Source organism: Amycolatopsis jejuensis (assembly GCF_000717335.1).
GTDB lineage: Bacteria > Actinomycetota > Actinomycetes > Mycobacteriales > Pseudonocardiaceae > Amycolatopsis > Amycolatopsis jejuensis.
On record NZ_JNYZ01000007.1, the window covers coordinates 30129 to 53749 of the forward strand.

Sequence of the window (23621 nt, forward strand, 5' to 3'; positions counted from 1 at the left end):
CTACTATCCGGAATATGAGCGATGGTAGCGCCCGGAAGGCCGGAGCGGAACAGGCCGGTCCGGTCGGGTCCGACCGTGTGCTGGTCGTGCTGCGGGAACTCGCCGCGCATCCCGGCGGCGTGGGGCTGGAGGAGCTGGCCCGCGCGGTCGCCTCCCCCAAGTCCACTGTGCACCGTGCGCTCGCGTCCTTGCGCCGCACGGGTTTCGCGCAGCTGGAGGCGCACGGGCGGTACGTGCTCGGGGACGAGTTCCTGCGGCTCGCGTTCAGCAACCACGAGGCCCGGCCGGACCACCTGCGGGTACAGCCGATCCTCGAAACGCTGGCGGAACGCTACGGTGAGACGGCGCATTACGCGGTGCTGGACGACCGGTCGATCATCTACCGCGCGAAGGTCGACCCGTCGGCGGGCGCGGTCAAGCTCACCTCGACGATCGGCGGACGCAACCCGGCACATTCGACGGCGGTCGGGAAACTCCTGCTGTCCTATGAACTGACCGACGACGACGCGGTGGCCCAGTGGGTCGGCGACACTCTGTTGACCGGACGCACCGGCCGTACCCGCACTACCGCGACGAAGCTGGCGAAGGACATCGCGTTGGCGCGCAGCAACGGGTACGGCGTCGAGGACGAGGAGAACGAGCAGGGCGTGGCGTGCCTGGCCGTGCCGGTGTTCCTCGGCTCGCCGTCGCGGCCGACCGGCGCGGTGAGCATCAGCGCGCTGACCTATCGCACCCCACTGTCACGGCTCGTCGCCGAGGTGGCCACCATCAAATCCATAGTGGACGGAGAAAGCACAGCATGCGCTTGATGCGGATCGGCCCGGCCGGTCAGGAAAAACCGGTGGTACTGGTCGACGACGAGTCCTATGTGGACGTATCCGACCTCACCGGGGATTACGATGCGGCGTTCTTCGCCCGCGACGGGATCGCGGCACTCGCGCCAGTGGTCGCGGAACGCGTTGCTACGGGCGCGGTGCATCGCTTCGGCGACGAGCGGGTCGGCGCGCCGTTCGCCCGGCCGCACCAGATCCTGTGCATCGGCCTGAACTACCGCGACCACGCGGCGGAAACCGGACAGGCGGTGCCGGACGAGCCGATCCTGTTCACGAAGTCGCCGAACACGCTGGTCGGCCCGCACGACGACGTCCGGCTTCCGCGCGGGGGCACGAAAACGGACTGGGAGGTCGAGCTCGGCATCGTCGTCGGACAGCGGGCGAGCTACCTCGACAGCCCCGAGCAGGCGCTCGCGCACATCGCGGGCTACGTGCTGGTGAACGACGTGAGCGAACGCGCGTTCCAGATGGAGCGCGGCGGACAGTGGAGCAAGGGCAAGTCCGCGGAGACGTTCAACCCGGCCGGACCGTGGCTCGTGACCCCGGACGAGATCGCCGACCCGGGCGCGCTCGGGCTGTGGCTGGACGTGAACGGCACGCGGCGGCAGACCGGGTCCACGAAGGAAATGATCTTCGGCCCGGCGTTCCTCGTGCACTACCTCAGCCAGTTCATGGTCCTGGAACCCGGCGACCTGATCAACACCGGCACCCCGCCCGGCGTCGGCATGGGCTTGCGGCCGCCGGTGTGGCTGGCCGCGGGCGACGTGATGGAACTCGGCATCGACGGCCTGGGCACGCAACGCCAGCGCGTGCTGGCCCCCCGTTAACCGGCACTGACCGGAGGACACATGAACGACTTCGACGGCCTCGTCGCCGCAATCACCGGCGGCGCCGGCGGAATCGGCGCAGCCACCGCAAACCTGCTCGCCGCCCGCGGCGCCACCGTCGTGGTCCTGGACCGCGTCCCCCCGGCAGCGGACCATGCGTATCTCCCCTGCGACATCACCGACGAAGCGACCATCTCCGCGGTCGCCAGTTCGCTCGACCGGCTCGACATCCTGGTCAACAACGCGGGCATCGGCGCGCAGGGCGACGTCAGCGCGAACGACCGCGAGGAATGGCACCGCGTCCTCGACGTGAACGTGGTCTCGATGGCCCGGCTCACCGCGGCCCTGCTCCCCCAGCTGCGGCAGTCGGAGCACGCGGCGGTAGTCAATGTGTCGTCGGTGGTCGCGCTCGTTGGCGTGCGCAACCGGGCGTTGTACAGCGCCACCAAGGGCGCCGTTTCCGCGCTCACGCTGGCGATGGCCGCCGACCACCTGAGCGACGGCATCCGGGTCAACTGCGTCACGCCGGGTACCGCGGACACCCCCTGGGTCGGCAATCTCCTGTCCACCGCCGCCGACCCGGAGGCGGAATCCGCCGCCCTCCGCGCCCGCCAGCCGATGGGCCGCCTGGTCACCCCGGAGGAAGTGGCCAACGCGATCGCGTACCTGGCGAGCCCGCTGTCGGCCTCGACCACCGGCACCGCGCTGTCGGTGGACGGCGGGATGGCGACCCTGAAAACAGGCTGACCCGCGTCACCGCACGCCGCCGGGCTCCGCCCAGATGTCCATCGGCACCGACGCAACGCTCCGCCCCGCGTCGTCGAGGATGCGGCCCATCCGCTTCAGCGAGCGCAACACCATCGTCTGATTCAACACCCGCAACCGCGGCGCCGCCGCGGCGAGGCGGGCCTCCACCAGCGGTACCTCGCGCATCGAGCGCGCGGCCAGCGCCAGCACGAGGTTCGACTCGCTTCCGGTGACGCTCAGGCATACCCGCAGGCCCGGAATCTTGCGCGGCAGTGACGTGATGGTGTGCTGGTCGTCCGCGTCGACGCGGGCCCACAGCCACATCGCGATCGGCCATCCGGACAGGCTCTGCGCCGCGTCGCAGCGCAGGATCAGATCCTCCTGTGCGATCAGGGCGTCCAGCCGGCGGCGCGTGGTGGACAGGCTGAGCCCGAGCCGCGCGGACAGCTCGGAAAGCGACTGCCTGCCGTCCTCGCCGAGGCACAGGATCAGCTGCCGGTCGGTGTCGTCGAGGACGTGCGCGCGGGCCGGATGCCGCTCCTCGGCAGCGGGCAGCCGTGCGCGCTGGGCCGCGTCGAGCATGTTGAGCTCCCACTGGTCGCCCTGGCGGAACATCTGCGTGACGACGTGCGTGCGCGTGGCCCGGATCCCGGCCACCCCGCCGAGTCCTTCGAGCAGGAAACGGGACAGCGAAGCCATGTTCGCGACCGCGACGACGAGCTGCAGGTCGTAGTTCCCGCTCGTGTGCTCGACGCTCAGCACGTGCGGCCAGTGCGCGAGCAGCCGCGCGGTTTCGAGCGCGCCACCACTCACGCAGTGCACCTCGACCACGGCGAGGCACGACTCCGGCGACTGGTGCGCGGCCGGGCGCCCGATCACCCACGCCGCGCCTGTCTCGCTCAGCCGCCGCCAGCGCCGCGCCACCGTGACCGCGTCGATCTCCAGCACGTCGCCCACCTGGCGCCAGGTCGCCCGCGGATGCAGCTGCAGACAGTTGATCACCGTCAGGTCGAGTTCGCTCAGCACGGCAGAATCCTGCATCAGATCACCATTCGACTCGAAGAAGCTGCAATATCTGGCCGAAGACCTCTCAGACACTGACATTGTCAGGCATTCGCTGCGACTTGGCCACCGGCTCGCCGGAAGTCGTTTCCGCAGCCGTCACCTACCCCGGCCTACCACAGGAGACCTTCGCCGATGACAGTCGAACGCCAGCTGAACCACCTGATCGTGCTCACGTCCCCGAGCGAGCAGGCCGAGATCTCCGACCTGCTGGAAAAGGCCGGGATCCGGCTCGGCGACGAGGTCGTCGAGGGTTCGCTCGGCCTCCGCTCCCGGCTGATGCCGATCGGCGGCGGCGGGTTCATCGAGATCGCCAGCGAGCTTTCGCCCGGCTCGTTCCCGCACGGCAACCCGTTCGCGCGGACCCCGCGTCTCGTGTCGGTCTGCTACACCACGCAGGACGCGGCGGGCGAGCTGGAGCGCTGGCGCGGGCTGCCCGGCACCGAGCACGCGATGGCGCAGGCCGGTGGCTGGGTCCGGCAGGACGGCACGTGGGGCTACTTCCTCGGTGTGATGCCCGCGCCGCCGGTCGGCGACTTCTTCACCGGGCTGCAGGACCGGCGGATCTTCCCGCATCCGTATCTGTCCGAAGCGGACACCGCCCCGCGCGTCGTGCGCATCACCTGGCGCGGCACCGAGGCCCTCGAATGGCGCCGGAAGCACGAGGAGCTGCTGCGCCTGCCCGCGGACGGCGAAGGCCTGCGTGCGGGTGACACCGAACTGCGGTTCGAGGAGACCGCCGAACCGGGCGTGGAAGTGACGGTGACCATCGCGGTCGCCGACCCGAGCGTCCGGATCCCCTTGCTGGCCGGGAAGTTCGAGTTCGTTCCCGCCGCACAGGACTGACCCTGCCCCCACCCCGGAAAGGTTCAAGCAGATGAGCACAACCATCGCCGTCGACGTCGGTGGGACGTTCACAGACGTGGTCGCCACCGTGGCCGATTCCCGCGTCTTCACCGGGAAGGTCCCGTCCCGGCCGCACGCCGAGTCCGAGGCCGTCCTCGACGCGGTCGGCGCCGTCGCCGCGCATTTCGGCAAGACCACGGGCGACCTGCTGGCGGACACCGAGTTCTTCATCCTCGGCACCACCGTCGTCACCAACGCGATGCTGGAGTACACCGGGGTCCCGACCGGCCTCCTCACCACCAAGGGCTTCCGGGACATCCTCGAGATCCGCCGCGGTTACCGCGAAGAGACGCTCGACCTGCAGCTGCCCGCGCCGCATCCGATCGTGCGCCGCCGGTTCCGCAAGGGCATCACCGAACGGGTCGGCCACACCGGCGCGATCACCACGCCGCTGGACGAGGACGAGGTCCGCACGGCAGTCCGCGAGCTCAAAGCGGCCGGGATCTCGTCGATCGCGGTGTGCCTGCTCTTCTCGTTCGTCAACGACACGCACGAGCGGCGGATCCGCGAGATCATCGCCGAGGAGCACCCGGAATGCTTCGTGACCCTGTCGCACGAGGTGCTGCCGCAGATCCGCGAGTTCGAGCGCGTGAGCACGACCGTGGTTAACGCGTACACGAGCCCGCTGCTGGAGAACTACCTGCACAAGCTCGATTCCGGGCTCCGCTCGGCCGGGTTCGCCGGCGAGCTCGTGGTGATGCAGTCCAACGGCGGCATCATGGACGTCGGGTATTCGGCCGGGCACGGCGTGGACGCGGTCTTGTCCGGCCCGGCAGGCGGGGTCGTCGCGGCGGTCGCGATCGGCGAGCGATCCGGGTACCGCAACATCATCACCGCGGACATGGGCGGCACCAGCTACGACGTCTGCCTCATCCACGACGGCACGCCGGAGGTCGGCGTCGACAACTGGATCAGCCGCTACCGCGTCGCGGTGCCGCTGGTCGACATCCACACGATCGGCTCCGGTGGCGGGTCGATCGCGTGGGTCGACGACGGCGGTGCGCTGCGCGTCGGCCCGGAAAGTGCCGGGGCACAACCGGGTCCGGCCTGTTACGGCCGCGGCGGCACCCGGCCGACGGTCACCGACGCGAACCTGGTGCTGGGGTTCATGGACGCCGACCGGTTCATGGGTGGCGCGATGAAGCTCGACCGCGCCGCCGCCGAAGCCGCGCTCGACGAGCACGTCGCCAAACCGCTCGGGATTTCGGTGACCGAGGCCGCGGTCGGCGTGTCCCGGATCGCCAACAGCGACCTGTCGAACGCGCTGCGGTACGTGTCGGTCACCCGTGGTCGCGACCCGCGCGACTACGCGCTGATGGCCTTCGGTGGCGCGGGTGCGATCCATGCCGGTATCCAGGCGGTGGACCTCGGGATCAAGACGATCCTGGTACCCCGCAACGCTTCCGTGCTCAGTGCGTTCGGCGGGATGGTCGCCGACTTCAAGGTCTCCCGCGTCCGTTCGTACGTGCGGGCGGCGGAGGCCATCGACCCGGACGAGCTGACCGACGTCTTCTCCCGCGTGCAGGCGGAGGCCGACGAGCTGCTGCCGGCGTCGGAAACCACGCGCCTGCAGCGGTATCTCGACGTGCGCTACGAAGGGCAGACGCGCGAGGTGATCGTGCCGCTGCACACCCGAACGCGCAAGATCACCGAGGTGAGCCTGGCGCGAGCGATCCAGGAGTTCCACGAGCAGCACGAACTGCTGTACGGGCACAAGCGCACGGAACTGCCGGTGCAGATCGTGTCGGTGCGGGTGGAGCTCACCGGCCTGCGGCAGACCGCGGGCATGGCCGAACCGGGCAAGTTCGGCCAGGACGACCCGGCTGCCGCGCTGGTCGGCACGCGCTCGGTGTACTTCGAGCGGCTCGGCGGGTTCACCGACACCCCGGTGTACGACGGCACGCGCGTCGAACCGGGCAACGTGATCCCGGGTCCCGCGGTGATCCACGAGCCCGGCACCACGATCGTGGTGTGCGACGGGCAGGAGGCCATGCTCGACCAGTACGAGACGTACGTGATCGAGGTCGTCCGATGACCGGCGCCATCGAACTGGAGGTGCTGCGTACCCGGCTGCTCGCCTGCACCGGCGAGGTCGCCGCGGCGCTCGCCAACGCCGCGCCCACGGTGGAACTGGCGCAGGGCCGCGAGTTCGCCGTCGCCGTCGCGGATCCGCAGGGCAACGTCGCGGCCATCGACAACCCGGCGCGGCTCGGTTCCGTGGAGGCGACCGTCCGGCACGTGTCCGGGTACTTCGAGTTCGACCTCATCGAGGGCGACGTCGTGATCACGAACGATCCGTACCACGGCGGGACCCGGGTGCAGGAACCGACGCTCGTCGCGCCGCTGATCCTGGACAGCGAGCTGGTACTGCACCTGGTCGCGCAGGTCCGGATCGGCGACATGGGCGGGCAGGTGGGCGGGAACCTCAACCCGGCCGCCACCGAGCTGCTCGCCGAGGGCGTGCCGGTGACGCCGATGAAGATCCGCCGGCTCGGCCGCCCGGTCCGCGACATCCAGACCGCGTTCCTGCTCAACGGGCGCCGTCCGGAGGAGACCCGGCGGATCATCGAGGTCGCCATCGCGGCGCTGTCGGTGGGACACCGCCGGATCGGCGAGCTGATCTCGCAAAACGGGGTCGCCGCAGTGAAAGCGGCGCTCGGCTACGCGCAGGACTACACCGAGCGCAGCGCCCGCCGGGCCCTCTCGTCCTGGGAGGCCGGAACTTACACCGGGGAACGGACCCTCGACCTCGGCGAGGCCGGTCCGCTCACCGTCCGCGCACAGGCCACTGTGGACGGTGGCGAGCTGACCATCGATCTGTCCGCTTCGGACGATCAGCAGCCGTTGTTCGTCAACAGCCCGGCCGGGGTGACCGCGTCGGCGGTGACCACCGCGGTGCACACCGTGCTCGGCAGCGCGGTACCCGCGAACAGCGGGCTGACCCGGGTGTTCCGGCTCGTGACCCGCCCTGGGTCCATTGTGGACCCACAGGCACCCGCGCCATGTGGTTACGGCGCAAGCCATTGCGGCAGCGAGATCGTCGGCGCGGTGGGCGCGGCACTCGGCCAGGCGGTGGCGAAAGCACTGCCCGCGCTGAGTGTCCCGCGTCCGCTCGTGGTGGCCCGGCCCGCGGCCGACACCAGCGCACTGCTCGATTTCGGGCGCTGGGGTATCGGCGGGGCCAGTGCGGCAGGCGGGACCGACGGCTGGGGCCGCCCGGCTCCGGAGACGCGGTCGGAACTGCCTTCGGCAGAACAATGGGAGACCGACACCGGCCTGCCCGTCGAATCCGTCGAGTACCTCGCCGACAGCGGCGGTGCGGGTACCTGGACGGGCGCGCCCGGGGTGGAAACCGTGCTCGCCGTCGCTCCGGACCTCCACTACACGCTGTGGACCACGCCGTCGGCGGGAACTGTTGCCGGTACCGACGGCGGGTCAGCCGGAGCGGCCGGGGAAATCGCGTTCGAGCACGGCGGAACGTGGACCCCGGCCCCGGAAACCCTGAGCGACCAGCCGATTCCCGCCGACCGCATCCGCCTGCGGGTCGCCGGGGGCGGCGGCTACGGCGATCCCCGGTCCCGCGACGCGGCGGCGATCGCCGGTGACATCGAGGACGGCCTGCTCTCGCCCTCCGCGGCCGCGAGCAGCTACGGAAAGCAGGGCACGCCATGACCGACCAGATCACCGCCGAGGTCGTGCGCGGCTATTTCGACGCCGTGTGCGACGAGGTGTACGAAAGCATGTGCCGCTCCTCGATGAACCCCGGGGTCAACGAGGCCAAGGACTGCGGCGCCGGGATCTACTCCTACGACGGGACGTCGGCGCAGATCGTCGCGCGCGCCGGGATCATCACGCATTCGATGGCCGGGATCATGTCGTCGCAGGAGTGCCTCGACTTCTTCCGCGGCGATCTGCACCCCGGCGACGTGCTCCTCGTGTCGGACTCCTACCACGGCGGCAGCCACCTCGGCTGCTGGACGGCCGTGGTGCCGATGTTCTTCGAGGGCAAGCCGCGGTTCCTCGCCGCGGGCCGGCTGCACCTGCTCGACCAGGGCGGTCCGGCGCCGGGCGCGGTCAACCCGGTGTGCCACGAGATCTGGCACGAGGGGTTCCGGCCGTCGCCGATCAAGCTGTACGAGAAGGGCATGCGGCGGCGCGAGGTGTGGGACTGGCTGTCGGCGAACAACCGGATGCCGGACCTCATGGAGTCGGACCTCGAGGGCATCATCGGTGCCGGGAAGGTGGGCGAGCAGCGGATCCGCGAGCTGGTGGACCGGTACTCGCTGAAGACCGTCGAAGACTCGCTCGACTGGATTTTCGGGTACTCCGAGCGGAAGTTCCGCGAGCAGATCCGGCAGTGGCCGGACGGGCGGTACCCGGCGGAGTTCTTCGTCGACACCGACTACGCCGACCGCCGTGACCTGAAGATCGCGGTCACCGTCACGATCGACGACGACCGGATCGACTTCGACTTCACCGGCACCGACCCGCAGTCCACCGGCCCGATCAACAGCGTCCCGGCGAACACGCTGGCCTACGTCAACGTGGTGCTCGCCGCGCTGTGCCCGGGAATCCCGTTCAACTCGGGCTTCTACCGGCCGATCACGGTGACCCTTCCGGAAGGCACGCTGGTGAACCCGCGGTCGCCGGGTACGACGGCACTCGGCACGATCGTCGCGGGCGGGCAGATCGGGCAGGCCGTGATGAAGGCGTGCGAGCAGTTCGCGCCCGAACGCGCCGGGAACGCGGTGATCGACACCGCGAACACCTACGTGTACGGCATGGACACCCGCCCGGAACGGTTCCTCACGCACTCCTCCCGCAACCCCGGCGCGTTCCTGTTCTGGGACCTGTCGATGGTGGCGATGGACTGCAGCGGGGCCTACGGCGTCGACGGCTGGGGCGCCTGGTCCCCGCCGTTCAGCGTCGCGCGGCCGACCAACCACGAGTTCTGCGAGGTGCAGTACCCGACGGAGTACCTGGAAGCGGAGTACTCCACCGACTCGGCGGCACCCGGTCAGTGGCGCGGCAGCCCGGCGTACGTGATGCGCCGCGTCGACCGCTGGGCGGCGAACCCGGTGGCGAACCTCAACTCGCAGTCGCTGGTGCACCCGTTCCCCGGGTACGTCGGCGGGTACGAGGGCGCGGGCAACTACTCGATCCTGAACGAGGGCACGCCGGACGAGATCGTCGCCGGGGAGTTCGCCGCGGCCGGGCCCTACGACCCGGCGGCCACGATCTTCTCCCAGAGCGGCGGTGGTGGCGGCTGGGGCGACCCGCTGGACCGCGACCCGGCCGCGGTCCTCGACGACGTGCTCGACGAGCTCGTGTCGGTGGCGGGCGCCAAGGCCGACTACGGCGTAGTGGTCGACCCGGTCACCTGGGTCGTGGACTACGTCGCCACCGCGGCGGAACGCGACCGCATCCGCAGCGGCCCGCGGGACCGGCGCGGGACCGGGCGCAAGCAGACCATCGAGCGGGCGAAGATCGCGCACCGCGTTTCCTGAATTCGGAGGGAGAAACCCATGGACAGCTTCGAACTCGGTGACCTGAGCGTCAAGCCGGGCACCATCGGCAAGGGCTCGCTCGCGAGCGTCCGGCTCTCGGCAGGTACGCAGGTCGCGTCGCCGGTGGTCGTCGCGCACGGCGTCGAGCCCGGTCCGGTGCTGCTCGCGATGGGCGCCACCCACGGCGACGAGATCGTCGGCACGGCGGCGCTGATCGCGACCCTGAAAGCACTGGACCCCACCACAATGCGCGGCACTCTCATCGCGATCACGGTGGCGAACCCGCTGGCGTTCGAGCACGCGAGCTACGAGTCGCCGCACGACCGGCTGCACATGGCGCTGCCGGTGCGCTGGCCCGCGGCGCCGCAGGGCCTGATCACCCAGCGGCTGGCCGCGAGCCACCTGCCCGCGTTCGAAAAAGCCACGCACTACCTGGACATCCACGGCAACCCGGACCCGTCGTGGCCGATCGCGATGCTGTTGCCCGAGCAGGCCTCGACCGAGCGGGTCCGCAAGGACCAGGAACTGATCGCCGACGCGACCGGCCTCACCCGGGTGCGGATGACCGAACCGGCCGACGCGAGCGGCTCGCTGGTCGGCTCGATCGCCGGGCAGCCCGCCGCGGCCGCGTCGGCGCACGGCGTGGCGGGCGTGATGCTGGAACTCGTGTCACGCGGGTCGACCACGGCCGCCGAGATGGGGCGGATCGCGGTCATGAACACCATGCGGGCGCTCGGAATCCTCGACGACGAGCCGGAACCGCAGGTCGTCCCACGGCTCGAAGGCGTGTACCAGTACCACGGCGGCGTCGTGAACCAGCACGCCGGGATCTTCTGGTCGAAGCACCTGCCGGGCAGCGACGTGGACGCCGGGACCGTCATCGCGGAGATCACCGACGTGTGGGGCGACACGGTCGAAGAGGTGACCGTGCCGGTCGACGGGTTCCTGTGGGGCCACCTCGGGACGCTGTACGGCAACTCGACCCACGCGATCCCGGAAGGCAGTTTCGTGGGCTTCGTCGCGGCCCGGCCGGAGCCCGGCGCATGACCGCACTCTCCGAGGACGTGACCACCCGGCTGACCGCCGCCCACGAAGCGGCGACAGCCGACGCGGTCGCGCTTGCCGAGGACATCTACGCCCGGCCGGAGCTGAGCCTGCACGAGTTCCACGCCCACGAGGTCACCACGGAACTCTTGCGGCACAACGGTTTCGACGTCACGACGGTCCCCGGCCTGGCCACCGCCTTCGTCGCGACGCTCGACTCCGGACGGCCGGGGCCGGAGATCGGGCTGCTCGCCGAGTACGACGCGCTCCCGGAGATCGGGCACGCGTGCGGGCACCACCTGATCGCCGGTTCGGCGGTGCACGCGGGCCTCGCGCTGCGGTCGGTGCTGGCCGACCTCGGCGGGACGGTGAAGGTGTTCGGCTGCCCCGCCGAGGAACGCGGGATCGGCAAGGTCGTGATGCTGGACGCGGGGGTGTTCGACCGCACGTCGGCCACGCTCACGTTCCACGCGTACCACTCGTCGACGGTGATGGTCAGCTCCAACGGGGTCCGGCAGCTGTCGCTGGAGTTCTCCGGGAAGGCTGCGCACGCTGCGGAGGCGCCTTGGCAGGGGGCGTCCGCGCTGGATGGGGTTGTGCAGACGTTTCAGAGTGTGGCTGCGCTGCGGCAGTTCCTCCGTGACGGGTCTCGGCTGCACGGCATCATCACTGACGGAGGTCAGGCGTTGAACGTGATCCCGGAGCGTGCGTCTTGTCTGCTGGCTGCTCGGTCTACGGATGCCGGGGAGATCGAGGTTCTGGAGCGGCGGCTTCGGGAAGCGGCGGAGGCGGCGGCGCGGGCGACGGGGACGGAGGTCCGGATCGAGGATCTGGTGTCGATCGATCCGGTGCGGTGGAACGGGTTTGTGGACGCGGCGGTTCGGCGGGCGTTCGTTCGTGCGGGTGAGCCGGTGGCGGATTGGGCTGCGTTGGCGTCGACGGATTTCGGGAATGTGAGCCAGCGGGTGCCGTCGGCGCTGTTTTCGGTGGCGACTTGGCCGCGGGAGGTGGCATTTCACAGCCGGGAGGCGACGCATTACGCGGGGCTGCCGTTTGCATTCGACGCGATGGTGCGGGGTGGGGGGATCATGGCGTTGGCCGGGGCGGAGTTGCTTCAGTCCGGGGAGGAGTTGCGGGGGGAGGGGTTGGCTGCGGTTTCCCTCTAGGGGTTCGGCCGCCGGTTGTGAAGGTGCCCTGGCTTGGAGCGTTGCGGTGGGGCACCCCGAAGCCGGAAGTGTGACTAAGGTCGGGAGGGGCTTGTCAAGGCGGGAAAGATGCCTTGACAAAGCCCCTCCCGACCGTGTTTTGGCTTCGTATCGGGGTGCAGGGCCGGGACTGGGTGCCGTGGTCCCGGTGGGTGCATCGGCTGCGGTGAGTGGGTGGTGGGGAAAGCCGTGAAGGGAACCTTCACGGAATGCGGAGGGCTGTGAAGGGAACCATGAGGGAATCTGATTCCGTGAAGGGGTAGCCGCTGCGCGGCTCAGGAACCCTGTCACGTGCGGCTCCGGGACACGCGCCGCCGGTTACTGAGAACGGGCGAAAAGCGAGTAGCGAATACCTGAGCTAATGCTCACAATATAGCTATGAGCTGGACAAACAACGGATCCCCTCGATGATCCCCCGTGTGCGGGCGCCTGAGTCGCGCACCATGATCACGCTCGAAGTCGTGCGCCGGGAGCAGGTGTCGCCGAGTTTTGCGTCCGTGACGCTCGGCGGGGAGGCGCTCGAGGACTTCATCGCGGTCGGTGCTGATCAGACGGTGCGGCTGTTCTTTCCGCGTGACGGGCAGCCGCGGCTGCGCATGCCGACCAGGTCCAGCGAGGCGTGGATGGCCGAGATGATCATTCTGCCGAAAACCGTGCGGCCGTGGGTCCGCACCCTCACGATCCGCCGCACGCGCCCCGGCGAGGTCGACATCGAGTTCGCCCTGCACGGGGACTCCCCGATGACCCAATGGGTCGAGCGGGTGAAACCTGGCTCGCCGGCTGGGATCTTCGACATGGGCACCACGTACCTGCCTCCGGACGGCGTCGGCTGGCAGCTGTTCGCCGCCGACGAAAGTGCCGTTCCTGCGGCCAAAGCCATCCTCGACGGCGCACCCCACTGGCTGAAGGCCGAAGCGTTCCTCGAAGTGCCCACCACCGCCGACGTCCCGGTCACTCCGCCGTCGTGGCCCGCGGGCGTTCGCGTGCACTGGCTGCCCCGCGACGATCCGGCGCGGCGGCCCGGCGAGCTCGTCCTCGACGCGGTCCGCCGGGCCACGTTGCCGTCCGGCCGGTTTTACACCTGGGTCGCGGGCGAAGCGCGGTTGCCGACCTCGCTGCGCCGCCACCTCGTCGCCGATCGCGGCGCGCGCAAGCCCGACATCTCCTTCACCGGGTACTGGCGTTACGGCCATTCCAGCCCGGGCTGATCCTCGACACGAAACGGAAAACCCATGCCCAACACCACTTTGCCGCTGCGCCGGATGACGAGCGTCGCGGATGTCGAGGCCGCGGTCGGCCGTCCGGGTCCGGCGATCATGATGAAGCAGCTCGACCATCTCGACAACGGATGCGTGGACATCCTCGCGCACTGCCCGATCGCCGGTTGCGGCTACCGCATTGCGGACGGCACGCGGCACAGCACGTTCGCAGGTGGCGCTCCCGGTTTCATGCACGTCCGCTCCCCCACGCGGATTTCCTTCGCGCTGCCCGCCGGAGCGCCGGAACCCGCTCACGGCGAGGGCATCTCGTTCGTCTTCCTGCTGCCCGGGGTCGGCGAGACGCTGCGGCTGAACGGGTCGGTCGCCGCGATCGAAGGCGGCGAGACGGTGGTCGACGTCCTCGAGGTGTACGTCCACTGTGGACGGTGTGTGCTCCGGTCCAAGCTGCGGCAGCCGCGGCCGGTCCGCAGCGCACCCGGACGTGAGCCGGGCCCCGGCAGCGCACGCGGGCCGCTGGACGAACCAGGGATCGCGGAATTCCTCACCCGCGCGCCGTTCCTGGTCGTCGCCACCGGGGACAGCGACGGCGGCAGCGACACCAGCCCGCGCGGCGACGGGCCCGGGTTCGTCCGGGTCGTGGACGGCCGCACGCTCGTGCTCCCCGACCGCCGCGGCAACAAGCGGGCCGACACCTTCCGCAACCTGCTGCAGGACCCGAGCGTCGCGCTCGCGGTGCTCGTGCCTGGCCGCACCGACATCCTGCACCTGCGCGGCACCGGTTCGCTCACCGACGACGCCGAGCTGCTCGAAACCATGTCCCTGCGCGGAAACGTGCCGCAGGCGGCCGTGCTGATCGACGTCGAGCACGCCGAACTGGTGCACAGCGAGGCGGTCGCCGGGGCGCGGCTGTGGAGCCCGGAGTCGCACGTCGACCGGCAGGAAGTCCCGGACCTGATGACGCTGGCGTCGAGACACGCGGCGCTCAACACCACGAACGTCGCCGGTGCGCCGCCCGGGTTCCTGCTCAGACCGGCCACGAAGCTCCCCAAGCTGCTGCGGTTCGTGATCAATCTGAGCTACCGGTCTCAGCTGCGCGACGAAGGTTACGAGGAGGCACCGACAACCTCGCGGTGGCAACGGCTGCTGGGCCGCCGTGCCGAGCAGACCGGGCCGCCCGCGCTGCGCAATGTGCGGGTCAGCGAGGTGCGCCGGGAAACGCCGCACGCCCTCACGGTCGTGCTCGAAGACGGCGCCGGGTTCGACTTCCGGCCCGGCCAGTTCTTCACGCTGATCACCGACATCGACGGACGGCCGGTCCGGCGGGCGTACTCCGCGTCGTCGGTACCCGGGTCGAAGCGGCTCGAGGTCACCGTGAAGCACGTCGAGGACGGGCGGTTCTCCGGGCACGTCCACGAGCAGCTGAAGGCCGGTGACCGGCTGTCGGTCCGCGGGCCGTCCGGGTCCTTCCATGCCGATTCCCGCGCCGAGCTGGTGCTGGTGGCCGCGGGCAGCGGGATCACGCCGATGATGAGCATCATCCGGACCCGGCTCGCGCGGCCGGGCGGCGGCCGGATCTCGCTGCTGTACGCGAGCCGGTCGGAGGACGAGATCATCTTCGCGGCCGAGCTGGCCCGGTTGCAGCGGCGGCACCGCAAACGGTTGCGGGTCACGCACGTACTGTCACGTCCCGGCACCGGCTGGGCGGGGGAACGCGGCCGGATCGACGCGGACCTGCTGCGCCGGTGGATCGGCACGACGGCGCCGTCGGCCGAATATTTCACGTGCGGGCCCGAACCGGTGATGGACGCGGTACGGGCCGTGGTCACCTCTCGCGGGGTGGCGGCGGAGCAGTTCCATGAGGAGCGGTACACCAGTGTGGGCGACCTGGCGGACGCGAGCACGGAGCCGCAGGAGATGGTGGTCGAGGAGGAGGGCGGCGAGGTCGGCGTGGTGACCGTCGAACCCGGTGACACGCTGCTCGATGCCGGGCTGGCCGCGGGGCTGCCGATGCCGTACTCGTGCACGGTCGGCAACTGCGGCGAGTGCATGGTGAAGCTGCGCAAGGGGGACGTCACGATGAAACAGCCGAACTGTCTCACCGCTCAGCAGCAGGCCGAGGGCTATGTACTGGCCTGCGTGGGCTGCCCCCGGTCGGCTGTCGTAGTCGAGATCGGGGAGGACTGACCCCGCCCGGGTGAATCCCGGCGCGCCGGAATTGTCGGTGCCCCGAATTACGATGGCCGCACATCCGAGGGAGGTGTGCGATGCGGGATGCCGTGCTCGAAGCTGCGAGGTTCCTCGCCGCCGGGCGCACGCAGCAGCTCACGCTGGAGGACGTGGCCGACCACGTCGGGTACAGCCCGTTCCATCTGGCGCGTGCGTTCGAGCGCCAGGTCGGGCTGCCACCCGGGAAGTTCCTTGCCGCGCAGCGGTTCCAGCTCGCCAAGGAGCTGCTGCTGGACACCGGCGAGAAGGTCGTCGACATCTGCCACGAGGTGGGGTTCTCCGCGCCCGGCACGTTCACCACGCGGTTCACCGCCTCGGTCGGGGTGAGCCCGCACCGGTTCCGGCTGCTTCCCGACCTGCTCAGCGACCATCCGCCGGTACCGGTGCGAATACCGGGCGCCGACCTGCGGGGCGGCGTGGTCACCGGGCGGGCGCTGCTCAGCCCGGCCGCGTTCGCCGCGCTGTACGGCGGCCCGGCGGTGTACGTGGGGCTGTTCAGCGGGTCGGCGGCGCGCGGCGTCCCGGTGAGCGGGTCACTGCTGGGGCCCGACCTGGAGTTCACGCTCACCGGCGTGCCACCGGGGACGTACCGGCTGCTGGCGTGCGCGCTGCCGTCGGCGGCCGATCCACGCGAGCAGCTCATGCCGCGGATCAGGGCGGTCGGCGCGGCGCCCCGCCCGGTGCGCATCCGGCCGGGCCCGGTCGCGCTGCGCCAGGACGTCCGGCTCGACCTGGCGCCCGCGTGGTCGCCGCCGGTGCTGGTCGCGCTGCCGCCGCTGGCCTCGTCGGGAGCGCAAGAATGGAGAAGCGCGGCCCGTCCGGCGCGGATAGGTTGAGGTCCGGCAGGCGCCGTAGGCAGGGAGCAGGGATGTCCGGAGTACGAGTACTGGTCGGCACGCGCAAGGGCGCGTTCATTCTCACGTCGGACGAGGGGCGGGAGAAGTGGGAGGTCGACGGCCCGCACTTCGGCGGGTGGGAGGTCTACCACGTCAACGGCTCACCGGCCGATCCCGACCGGCTGTATGCCTCGCAGTCCACGTCGTGGTTCGGGCAGCTGATCCAGCGCTCCGACGACGGCGGCAAGACGTGGCAGCAGGTCGACCACGACTTCACGTACGAGGGCGGCGCGGGCGACCACCTGTGGTACGACGGCACGCCGAAGCCGTGGGAGTTCACCCGGATCTGGCACCTGGAGCCGTCGCTCACCGACCCGGACACGGTGTACGCCGGAGCGCAGGACGCGGCGCTGTACCGCAGCACCGACGCGGGCAAGAGCTGGCACGAGCTCACCGGCCTGCGCAAGCACACGTCGGGGCCGGGCTGGCAGCCGGGCGCGGGCGGGCTGTGCCTGCACACGATCATCCTCGACCCGCGCAACTCGGCGCGGATGTTCACCGCGATCTCCGCCGCGGGCGCGTTCCGCAGCGACGACAGCGGCGAGACCTGGCAGCCGATCAACCGCGGCCTGCACTCCGACGGCATCCCCGACCCGGACGCCGAGGTCGGCCACTGCGTGCACCGGATCGCGCTGCACCCGTCGCGGCCCGACGTGCTGTTCATGCAGAAACACTGGGACGTCATGCGCTCGGACGACGCGGGCGACTCCTGGCGCGAGATCAGCGGCAACCTGCCGAGCGACTTCGGCTTCCCGATCGCCGTGCACCCGCACGAGCCGGAGACGGTGTACGTGGTCCCGATCCACAGCGATTCGGAGCACTACCCGCCGGAGGGCAAGCTGCGCGTGTACCGCAGCCGCACGGGCGGTAACGAATGGGAGCCGCTCACCAACGGCCTGCCCCAGGAAGACTGCTACGTCAACATCCTGCGCGACGCGATGGCCGTCGACTCGCTCGACGAGGCAGGCATCTACTTCGGCACCACCGGCGGCCAGGTCTACGCCTCGCACGACAGCGGCGAGAACTGGGCCCCGATCGTCCGCAACCTGCCCGCGGTGTGCTCGGTGGAGGTGCAGACCCTGCGATGACCACGCAATGACCACCGAGGTCCGGGTCAAGCTGCCCACGCACCTGCGCCGCCTGGCAAAGGTCGAGGGAGAGGTCCTGCTGCCGATCGAGGACCCGCCGACGCAACGGAGCCTGCTGGACGCGCTGGAACGCACGTACCCGATGCTGCGAGGCACGATCCGCGACACGACCACCGGCAAACGCCGGGCGTTCGTCCGGTTCTTCGCCTGCGAAGACGACCTGTCGAACACCGAGCCGGACACGGAACTCCCCCGCCAGGTCCTGGAGGGAACCGAACCGTTCCTGATCATCGGCGCCATGGCAGGCGGCTGACCAGCGCTGCGGTGGCTGCCGTGGTTGAGATGGCTGCCGCCCAGCGGTCCGGCGGGAAAATCTCCCGGTCTCGGTGTGTCCCGGGGGCACACCGAGACCGGGTTCTGTCCTGCGGACGAGAGCGACAGCTCCACCTGAAAGGCCGCGGCATGAAATTCCGGGCAGACTGGGCGCTGGAGCGTCAGCTCGAGGCGACCGAACGGCATGCCCGGCACGAAGCGGTCCGAACTGCCATCGGCGCAGTACTGCACCACCTGAGAAGCGGAACGAGAGGCCACCGAAGAGGTGGCCAAGCTCTGGCCGACCATCTGATTGCAGCGCGCCGCTGTGCTGCACACGAAAACGAATGGCACGTCGTCCGGCTCCTCCAGGATGCCCTGGACTACTGCGAAGGCCGCACTCTCAAGCCGGAATTCGAGGAGCGATTCCGGCTGTTCCAAGACGGCGCGCGGAACGAGGTCAATCTCCACTACGTACAGGGAATCCTCAGCGCCACTGCAGACTACGTCAAGCGCCTCGGAGACGAGTATCTGTCGGGACATCCGGACGCCACCCCTGCCGAGCTGCTCGCCGAGCTTTCCGCAGTGACCGCAGACGGGGCGTACGCGGAGGCTCCCGACGAGCTGCCCGGCCGGTACCGGATCGTGCGCGGCCGGGCGGAAACCGCCCTCTGGATCCAGCGCATCTTCCGCAATCGCCTCGACATCGTGAACGCAGCCGAGGCCGCCCGCACGATTGTCACCTCACCGGACGCGCTGGCTCTTCTGGCGGACGACGACCAGGGCCAGCTGATCCTCCGCGCCGCCGAACTGAAACGCCAGGCGCACGGCCTCCGCCTGGTACGTCAGGTCTCAGCGGACCCGGCAGCATCCGAGGCCGACCTCCACCGTGTGCTGCGGGACAACACCTGGATCTTCGGCGGCCATTACCTGGGTGCGGCCGCTCAGCGGCACCTCACCGCCGGTAGCGAACTGGACATTCCCTTGCTCCGGGCAGACGGTGTCCTGCACGTCGTCGAGCTCAAGCGGTCGATGCGAGTGCACGCCATCGTCAAACGCCACCGCAACGCCTGGGTCCCCACCGCCGAAGTGCACGATGCAGTCGGTCAAGCAATCAACTACCTGGTCGCGCTGGACGAAAATCGTCACGCGATCCGCGAGCACTACGGTATCGAGACACGCCGGGCAAGCGCGCTCGTGCTGATCGGCCACCCCGGCGTACATCCGGATATTCCTGAAGAAGCGGTCAATGACACCCTGCGGACCTTCAACGCGCACACCGGCCGGGTCGAAGTTCTCACCTACAAAGAGCTTCTCGACAGCGCCGAGCGTTCCTTGATGGGATCGGTGGGTCGCGAACGGCACATCACCCCGGCTCAGCCCACCCCGGTCCCCAGGTCGTCCACATAGGACCGCCCCCGTTCGGTGATGCGCAGCAAAGCCGCGCACCCCACCTCCGCCACACCAGACCGGACTCCCTCGGCGATGGCGCGGTGGTCCTCCCACGACCGGGACAAGTCGCCGTGTGCGGTGAGTTCCTGCAGCAGCCGGTCGGCCATCAAACGGCGTAATGGGACCCTGATCGCGAGCATGCTGCGCAGCAGAATCCGGTTGTGCGCGGCCTCCGCGAGTGCCACGTGGAACTCCGCGTCCGCCTCCAGGAAGCGGTCTCGATCGCCCAGCGCGGCGGCCATTCGCGACACCATCGAGTCCAGCGAAACCAGCTGCGCGTCCGTCCGGCGCCGGGCGGCCAGGCCGATGATCGCGGCCTCGATCGACTCCCTTGCCTCGACCAGTTCCCGGTACTCCGCCACGTCCGACGCGCCCAGGTGCCACGGCACGAACTGCCCGCCGGGGGCCTCCAGCACGAACGTGCCGACCCCCTGCCGCGGCTCGACCCAGCCGCGGGCCTGCAACGCGCGCACTGCCTCGCGGACCGTCAGCATCGACACCCCCGTCGAGGCCGCGAAATCCCGCAGCGACGGCAGCACCGTCCCCGGCGGCCAGTCGCCACCCAGTATCTTGCGCGTCATCTGCTCGACCAGCGAGTCCACCACACTCACCCGCCGCACCGGCGCAAGCTCCGGCACCCGCTTGCGCGGCCCCCGCCGTCCGTTCGCCACCGGATCAGCCTACGGGATTGACCGCACTGTTTAAAACACCTAAATTCTCAGCACGATGCCCGCACTGATCGAGGACCTCCGGAGAGCGCTCCGCGGCGAGGTCCACGCCGACGTCCGCCGCCGCGCGGAATATTCCACCGACGCGTCCAACTATCGCGTGGTCCCGCAGGTCGTCGTGCTGCCCCGGGAGACCGGTGACGTCCTCGCCACCCTCGAAATCGCCCGCCGCCACGGGGTTCCGGTGACCTGCCGCGGCGGGGGCACCTCGGTGGCGGGCAACGCGATCGGGCCGGGCATCGTCCTCGACTTCTCGCGGTACCTCACCCGCATCCTCGACCTGGACCCGGCTGCCCGGACCGCCACCGTGCAACCCGGCGTCATCCTCGCCGACCTCCAGCGCGCCGCCGCCCCGCACGGCCTCCGCTTCGGGCCCGACCCGTCCACGCACGCCCGCGCGACCCTCGGCGGCATGATCGGCAACAACGCCTGCGGCCCGCACGCCGTCGCGTACGGCCGGACCGCCGACAACGTCCGCGACATCACCGCCGTCGACGGCACCGGACGCCGCTTCACCGCCGGGACCTGGGACGCCACCCCGGGCCTCGCCGACCTGATCGAGCCGGACCTCGGCCTGCTGCGGACCGAACTGGGCCGGTTCAGCCGCCAGGTGTCCGGCTATTCGCTGGAACACCTGCTGCCGGAGAACGGCCGCTCGCTGGCCCGCGCGCTCGTCGGCACCGAAGGCACGCTCGCCATCACGCTCGAAGCAACTGTCGACCTCGTCGCCGTCACCCCGGCGCGCCTGCTCGTGGTGCTCGGCTACCCGGACATGCCGACCGCCGCCGACGCCGTCCCCGGTCTGCTGCCGCACCGCCCGCTCGCCATCGAAGGCCTCGACGCCCGGCTCGTCGACCTCGTCCGCACCCATCGCGGCGCCGTACCCCGGCTGCCGGACGGCCGCGGCTGGCTGATGATCGAAGTCGGCGGCGAAACGGAAGTCGAAGCCCGCCACCAGGCTGCCCGCATCGTCGCGGATTCCCAAGCCCTGGACCATCTTCTGGTCACCGAAGGCGCCGCGGCGATGTGGCGGATCCGCGAGGACGGCGCCGGGCTGGCGGGCCGCACCCCCTCCGGCACGCAGGCCTGGCCGGGCTGGGAAGACGCCGCCGTGCCGCCCGTGCGGCTCGGCGCGTATCTCCGCGATTTCGACGCCCTGCTCGGCGAATTCGGTCTCGAAGGCCTCCCCTACGGGCATTTCGGCGACGGCTGCGTACACGTGCGGCTCGGCCTGCCGCTGGAACGCGACGCGTCCGTGTTCCGCGCGTTCCTGACCGAAGCCGCGAAGCTGGTGGTGAGCTACGGCGGCTCGTTCTCCGGCGAGCACGGCGACGGCCGCGCCCGCGGCGAGCTGCTGCCCTTGATGTACTCCCCCGAGACTATCCGGCTTTTCGGTGCCGTCAAAGACCTTTTCGACCCCGACGACATCCTCAACCCGGGCGTGCTCGTGCGGCCCCGTCCGCTCGACGCCGATCTCCGCCGCCCGCAAGCACATCCGCTCCCGGCCGCGGGCGGGTTCTCGTTCGCGCACGACGGCGGCGACTTCACCCGCGCCGTGCACCGGTGCGTGGGAGTCGGCAAATGCCGCGCCGACAACCGGGCCACGGGCGGCTTCATGTGCCCCTCCTACCTCGCCACGCGCGACGAAAAAGACAGCACCCGAGGACGCGCCCGGGTGCTGCAGGAGGTGGCAAACGGCTCGCTGGTACCCGGCTGGTCGGCCGCCGCCGTACACGAGTCACTCGACCTTTGCCTGTCCTGCAAGGCATGCAGCCGCGACTGCCCGGCCGGGGTCGACCTGGCGCAGTACAAATCCGAAGCCCTGCATCGAAAATACCGGCACCGGCTCCGTCCCCTGTCACACTACACGTTCGGCCGGTTACCGACCTGGCTCCGGCTGATCCAGCGAATCCCCGGCCTGGCCGCCGTCGTGAACGCCCTGATGACGGTCCGCCCGCTCGAAAAAGCCCTGCTGGCACTGGCCGGAGCCGACCCCCGCCGCCACGCGCCCCGCTTCGCCCGCCGATCCTTCACCCGGTCACCACGAAGAACCCCCGCAGAAGGACCGGAAGTCGTGCTGTGGGCGGATTCCTTCTCCGACGGCATGGACACCGACGTCGCCGAAGCAGTCGCGACCGTGCTGTCCGACGCCGGATACCGCGTGCGCGTCCCCTCGAAGCGGCCGTGCTGCGGGCTCACCTGGATCACCACCGGCCAGCTCGACACCGCCCGCCGCAAACTCCGCGACCTCGTCGGCACACTCCTCCCCTACGCCGAGGCCGGAATCCCGATCGTCGGCGTCGAACCGTCCTGCACCGCCGTCCTCCGATCCGACCTGACCGACCTCTTCCCCGACGACCCGGACGCCGAAACCGTCTCTGCCGCAACGACAACGCTCGCCGAACTCCTCGCGAACACCGACGGCTGGCAGGCGCCCGACCTGTCCGGCGTCACCGTGGTCGCGCAACCGCATTGTCACCACCATTCGGTGATGGGCTACGAAACCGACCGCGCCCTCCTCGAAGCGGCCGGGGCACGACTCACGACCCTCGCCGGATGCTGCGGCCTGGCCGGAAACTTCGGCATGGAACGCGGCCACTACGACGTTTCCGTTGCGGTGGCCGAAAACGCGCTGCTTCCCGCGCTCAAGGACAACCCGGACGCCGTCTTCCTCGCCGACGGTTTCTCCTGCCGCACGCAAGCCGATCAGCTCGCCGGAATCCGCGGTGTCCACCTCGCCCAGCTGCTGAATCAGCGCTGAACTCAGTGGTCCCAGAACCCCTGCGACTCCAGCAACGCCACCGCCCGCTCGCCCCCGTCGGAGAAATGCTTCTCCACCACGGCCCTTGCCCGCGCCGCCGACCGTGCCTCCAGCGCGTTCAGGATCTTCCGGTGGTCGTCGTGCGCCTTGCCGGGCCAGTCCTCGTGCGCCTCGTAGAAGCCGTGTGACAAGGTTTTCGCCAGGATCCGCAGGATCGAGATCAGCCGGCGCGAATCGGACGCGTGGTTGATCCGCCGGTGGAACTCGTAGTTCAGCCGCTCCTGCTCGGCGCGGTCGGCTCGGTCGTCGAGCGCCTCGATGCGGTCCGCGAGGTCTCGCAGGGCCTGCCGGCTCTCCGGGGACAGGTTCTTCGCCGCGCGCTCCGCGGCCAGCCCGGACACCAGGCCGAACACCCGGTAATGGTCGCGGATGTCGTCGCGCGTCAGCCGGGCGACATACGCGCCGCGCCGGGCGATGTGCTCCACCACGCCCTCGTGGTCGAGCGTGATCAGTGCCTCGCGGACGGGCAGCTTGCTGATCCCCAGCTCGTCGGCCAGTGCGTCCTGGTCGATCTTCGTGCCTGGGCGCAGCTGCCCCGAGAAGATGCGCCGCCGGATCTCCTGCGCCGCCATCGCCTTGAGGTTCGCCGGGCCACCACGGCGCAGCCCGGCACCCGGGGCTTCGAGCATCACTCCGCCTTTCCGCTGGATTGTGCCGATAAAATATCATGAATTCTCTGCTGACCCGGGTCTGACCAGTGTGAGTTAGCCGATGATTTCTGATAAAGTATTCACTCTGCCGCCTCCG

At 70.1% G+C, this 23621-nt stretch carries 19 protein-coding genes; 16 read left to right on the forward strand and 3 right to left on the reverse strand.

Translation table 11 applies throughout. The features are described 5' to 3' along the window. Positions 1 to 14 precede the first annotated feature (14 nt). From OO71_RS10220 to OO71_RS10230, 3 genes are read left to right on the forward strand one after another with little or no spacing between them, the layout of a single operon-like run. Positions 15 to 809, forward strand: a complete 795-nt coding sequence (locus OO71_RS10220) for an IclR family transcriptional regulator (protein WP_033289457.1) — start codon at positions 15 to 17, stop codon at positions 807 to 809. Continuing rightward, positions 800 to 1660: a fumarylacetoacetate hydrolase family protein gene (locus tag OO71_RS10225; protein WP_033289458.1), complete on the forward strand. Its 861-nt coding sequence runs from the start codon at positions 800 to 802 to the stop codon at positions 1658 to 1660. The genes OO71_RS10220 and OO71_RS10225 overlap by 10 nt, the downstream gene beginning before the upstream one ends. A gap of 21 nt (positions 1661 to 1681) precedes the next feature. Then, positions 1682 to 2407 carry an SDR family NAD(P)-dependent oxidoreductase gene (locus OO71_RS10230; protein WP_033289459.1) on the forward strand — a complete coding sequence of 242 codons (726 nt, stop codon included), beginning with the start codon at positions 1682 to 1684 and terminating at the stop codon, positions 2405 to 2407. 6 nt (positions 2408 to 2413) lie between these two features. Here the strand turns inward: OO71_RS10230 and OO71_RS10235 are convergent, their stop codons facing one another. Further along, the gene (locus OO71_RS10235; protein WP_033289460.1) at positions 2414 to 3448 is read right to left on the reverse strand and encodes an Lrp/AsnC family transcriptional regulator; all 1035 of its coding nucleotides are present in this window, start codon (positions 3446 to 3448) and stop codon (positions 2414 to 2416) included. A 156-nt stretch (positions 3449 to 3604) separates the two neighbouring features. Here OO71_RS10235 and OO71_RS10240 point away from each other — a divergent pair, with 156 nt between their 5' ends. The 12 genes from OO71_RS10240 to OO71_RS10295 all read left to right on the forward strand — a co-directional run bounded on the left by OO71_RS10240 (position 3605) and on the right by OO71_RS10295 (position 19283). Next, a complete protein-coding gene (locus OO71_RS10240) occupies positions 3605 to 4315 on the forward strand; it encodes a hypothetical protein (protein WP_033289461.1) in 711 nt (236 codons plus the stop codon). A 31-nt stretch (positions 4316 to 4346) separates the two neighbouring features. Continuing rightward, on the forward strand, positions 4347 to 6410 hold the full coding sequence (locus OO71_RS10245) for a hydantoinase/oxoprolinase family protein (protein ID WP_033289462.1): 2064 nt from the start codon (positions 4347 to 4349) through the stop codon (positions 6408 to 6410). Further along, positions 6407 to 8047: a hydantoinase B/oxoprolinase family protein gene (locus OO71_RS10250; protein ID WP_033289463.1), complete on the forward strand. Its 1641-nt coding sequence runs from the start codon at positions 6407 to 6409 to the stop codon at positions 8045 to 8047. The genes OO71_RS10245 and OO71_RS10250 overlap by 4 nt, the downstream gene beginning before the upstream one ends. Further along, entirely contained in the window at positions 8044 to 9882 is a 1839-nt protein-coding gene (locus OO71_RS10255; RefSeq protein ID WP_033289464.1) for a hydantoinase B/oxoprolinase family protein, read from the forward strand. Before OO71_RS10250 ends, OO71_RS10255 begins: the two co-directional genes overlap by 4 nt. Positions 9883 to 9900: 18 nt before the next feature. Beyond that, a complete protein-coding gene (locus OO71_RS10260) occupies positions 9901 to 10929 on the forward strand; it encodes a succinylglutamate desuccinylase/aspartoacylase family protein (RefSeq protein WP_033289465.1) in 1029 nt (342 codons plus the stop codon). Next, positions 10926 to 12092, forward strand: coding sequence for an amidohydrolase (locus OO71_RS10265; RefSeq protein ID WP_051791415.1), 1167 nt, complete (start codon positions 10926 to 10928; stop codon positions 12090 to 12092). Before OO71_RS10260 ends, OO71_RS10265 begins: the two co-directional genes overlap by 4 nt. Before the next feature lie 458 nt (positions 12093 to 12550). Next, the gene (locus OO71_RS10270; protein WP_245633622.1) at positions 12551 to 13339 is read left to right on the forward strand and encodes a siderophore-interacting protein; all 789 of its coding nucleotides are present in this window, start codon (positions 12551 to 12553) and stop codon (positions 13337 to 13339) included. A gap of 24 nt (positions 13340 to 13363) precedes the next feature. Then, on the forward strand, positions 13364 to 15535 hold the full coding sequence (locus OO71_RS10275) for a pyridoxamine 5'-phosphate oxidase family protein (RefSeq protein WP_033289467.1): 2172 nt from the start codon (positions 13364 to 13366) through the stop codon (positions 15533 to 15535). Between the two features lie 80 nt (positions 15536 to 15615). After that, the gene (locus OO71_RS10280) at positions 15616 to 16413 is read left to right on the forward strand and encodes a helix-turn-helix transcriptional regulator (protein ID WP_033289468.1); all 798 of its coding nucleotides are present in this window, start codon (positions 15616 to 15618) and stop codon (positions 16411 to 16413) included. A 32-nt stretch (positions 16414 to 16445) separates the two neighbouring features. Then, positions 16446 to 17561: a WD40/YVTN/BNR-like repeat-containing protein gene (locus OO71_RS10285; RefSeq protein ID WP_033289469.1), complete on the forward strand. Its 1116-nt coding sequence runs from the start codon at positions 16446 to 16448 to the stop codon at positions 17559 to 17561. Positions 17562 to 17568: 7 nt separating this feature from the next. Beyond that, positions 17569 to 17874 carry a MoaD/ThiS family protein gene (locus OO71_RS10290; RefSeq protein WP_033289470.1) on the forward strand — a complete coding sequence of 102 codons (306 nt, stop codon included), beginning with the start codon at positions 17569 to 17571 and terminating at the stop codon, positions 17872 to 17874. 149 nt (positions 17875 to 18023) lie between these two features. Next, positions 18024 to 19283 carry a Shedu anti-phage system protein SduA domain-containing protein gene (locus tag OO71_RS10295; protein WP_051791416.1) on the forward strand — a complete coding sequence of 420 codons (1260 nt, stop codon included), beginning with the start codon at positions 18024 to 18026 and terminating at the stop codon, positions 19281 to 19283. Here OO71_RS10295 and OO71_RS52915 read toward each other — a convergent pair. Beyond that, complete coding sequence (locus OO71_RS52915) at positions 19250 to 19996, reverse strand: FadR/GntR family transcriptional regulator (RefSeq protein ID WP_051791417.1); 747 nt, start codon at positions 19994 to 19996, stop codon at positions 19250 to 19252. The genes OO71_RS10295 and OO71_RS52915 overlap by 34 nt on opposite strands. Before the next feature lie 55 nt (positions 19997 to 20051). On the opposite strand from OO71_RS52915, the gene OO71_RS10305 reads away from it, so the two are divergent. Further along, positions 20052 to 22814 carry an FAD-binding and (Fe-S)-binding domain-containing protein gene (locus OO71_RS10305; RefSeq protein ID WP_033289471.1) on the forward strand — a complete coding sequence of 921 codons (2763 nt, stop codon included), beginning with the start codon at positions 20052 to 20054 and terminating at the stop codon, positions 22812 to 22814. 2 nt (positions 22815 to 22816) lie between these two features. On the opposite strand, the gene OO71_RS10310 is transcribed toward OO71_RS10305, so the two are convergent. Further along, positions 22817 to 23503 (reverse strand): GntR family transcriptional regulator, encoded by a 687-nt coding sequence (locus OO71_RS10310; protein ID WP_051791436.1) that lies wholly within the window; start codon positions 23501 to 23503, stop codon positions 22817 to 22819. Positions 23504 to 23621 lie beyond the last annotated feature (118 nt).

Coding starts and splice junctions, on each gene's coding strand:
- OO71_RS10220 (WP_033289457.1), top strand. CDS start 15: ATGAGCGATGGTAGCGCCCGGAAGGCCGGAGCGGAACAGGCCGGTCCG.
- OO71_RS10225 (WP_033289458.1), top strand. CDS start 800: ATGCGCTTGATGCGGATCGGCCCGGCCGGTCAGGAAAAACCGGTGGTA.
- OO71_RS10230 (WP_033289459.1), top strand. CDS start 1,682: ATGAACGACTTCGACGGCCTCGTCGCCGCAATCACCGGCGGCGCCGGC.
- OO71_RS10235 (WP_033289460.1), bottom strand. CDS start 3,448: ATGCAGGATTCTGCCGTGCTGAGCGAACTCGACCTGACGGTGATCAAC.
- OO71_RS10240 (WP_033289461.1), top strand. CDS start 3,605: ATGACAGTCGAACGCCAGCTGAACCACCTGATCGTGCTCACGTCCCCG.
- OO71_RS10245 (WP_033289462.1), top strand. CDS start 4,347: ATGAGCACAACCATCGCCGTCGACGTCGGTGGGACGTTCACAGACGTG.
- OO71_RS10250 (WP_033289463.1), top strand. CDS start 6,407: ATGACCGGCGCCATCGAACTGGAGGTGCTGCGTACCCGGCTGCTCGCC.
- OO71_RS10255 (WP_033289464.1), top strand. CDS start 8,044: ATGACCGACCAGATCACCGCCGAGGTCGTGCGCGGCTATTTCGACGCC.
- OO71_RS10260 (WP_033289465.1), top strand. CDS start 9,901: ATGGACAGCTTCGAACTCGGTGACCTGAGCGTCAAGCCGGGCACCATC.
- OO71_RS10265 (WP_051791415.1), top strand. CDS start 10,926: ATGACCGCACTCTCCGAGGACGTGACCACCCGGCTGACCGCCGCCCAC.
- OO71_RS10275 (WP_033289467.1), top strand. CDS start 13,364: ATGCCCAACACCACTTTGCCGCTGCGCCGGATGACGAGCGTCGCGGAT.
- OO71_RS10280 (WP_033289468.1), top strand. CDS start 15,616: ATGCGGGATGCCGTGCTCGAAGCTGCGAGGTTCCTCGCCGCCGGGCGC.
- OO71_RS10285 (WP_033289469.1), top strand. CDS start 16,446: ATGTCCGGAGTACGAGTACTGGTCGGCACGCGCAAGGGCGCGTTCATT.
- OO71_RS10290 (WP_033289470.1), top strand. CDS start 17,569: ATGACCACCGAGGTCCGGGTCAAGCTGCCCACGCACCTGCGCCGCCTG.
- OO71_RS10295 (WP_051791416.1), top strand. CDS start 18,024: ATGAAATTCCGGGCAGACTGGGCGCTGGAGCGTCAGCTCGAGGCGACC.
- OO71_RS10305 (WP_033289471.1), top strand. CDS start 20,052: ATGCCCGCACTGATCGAGGACCTCCGGAGAGCGCTCCGCGGCGAGGTC.
- OO71_RS10310 (WP_051791436.1), bottom strand. CDS start 23,503: ATGCTCGAAGCCCCGGGTGCCGGGCTGCGCCGTGGTGGCCCGGCGAAC.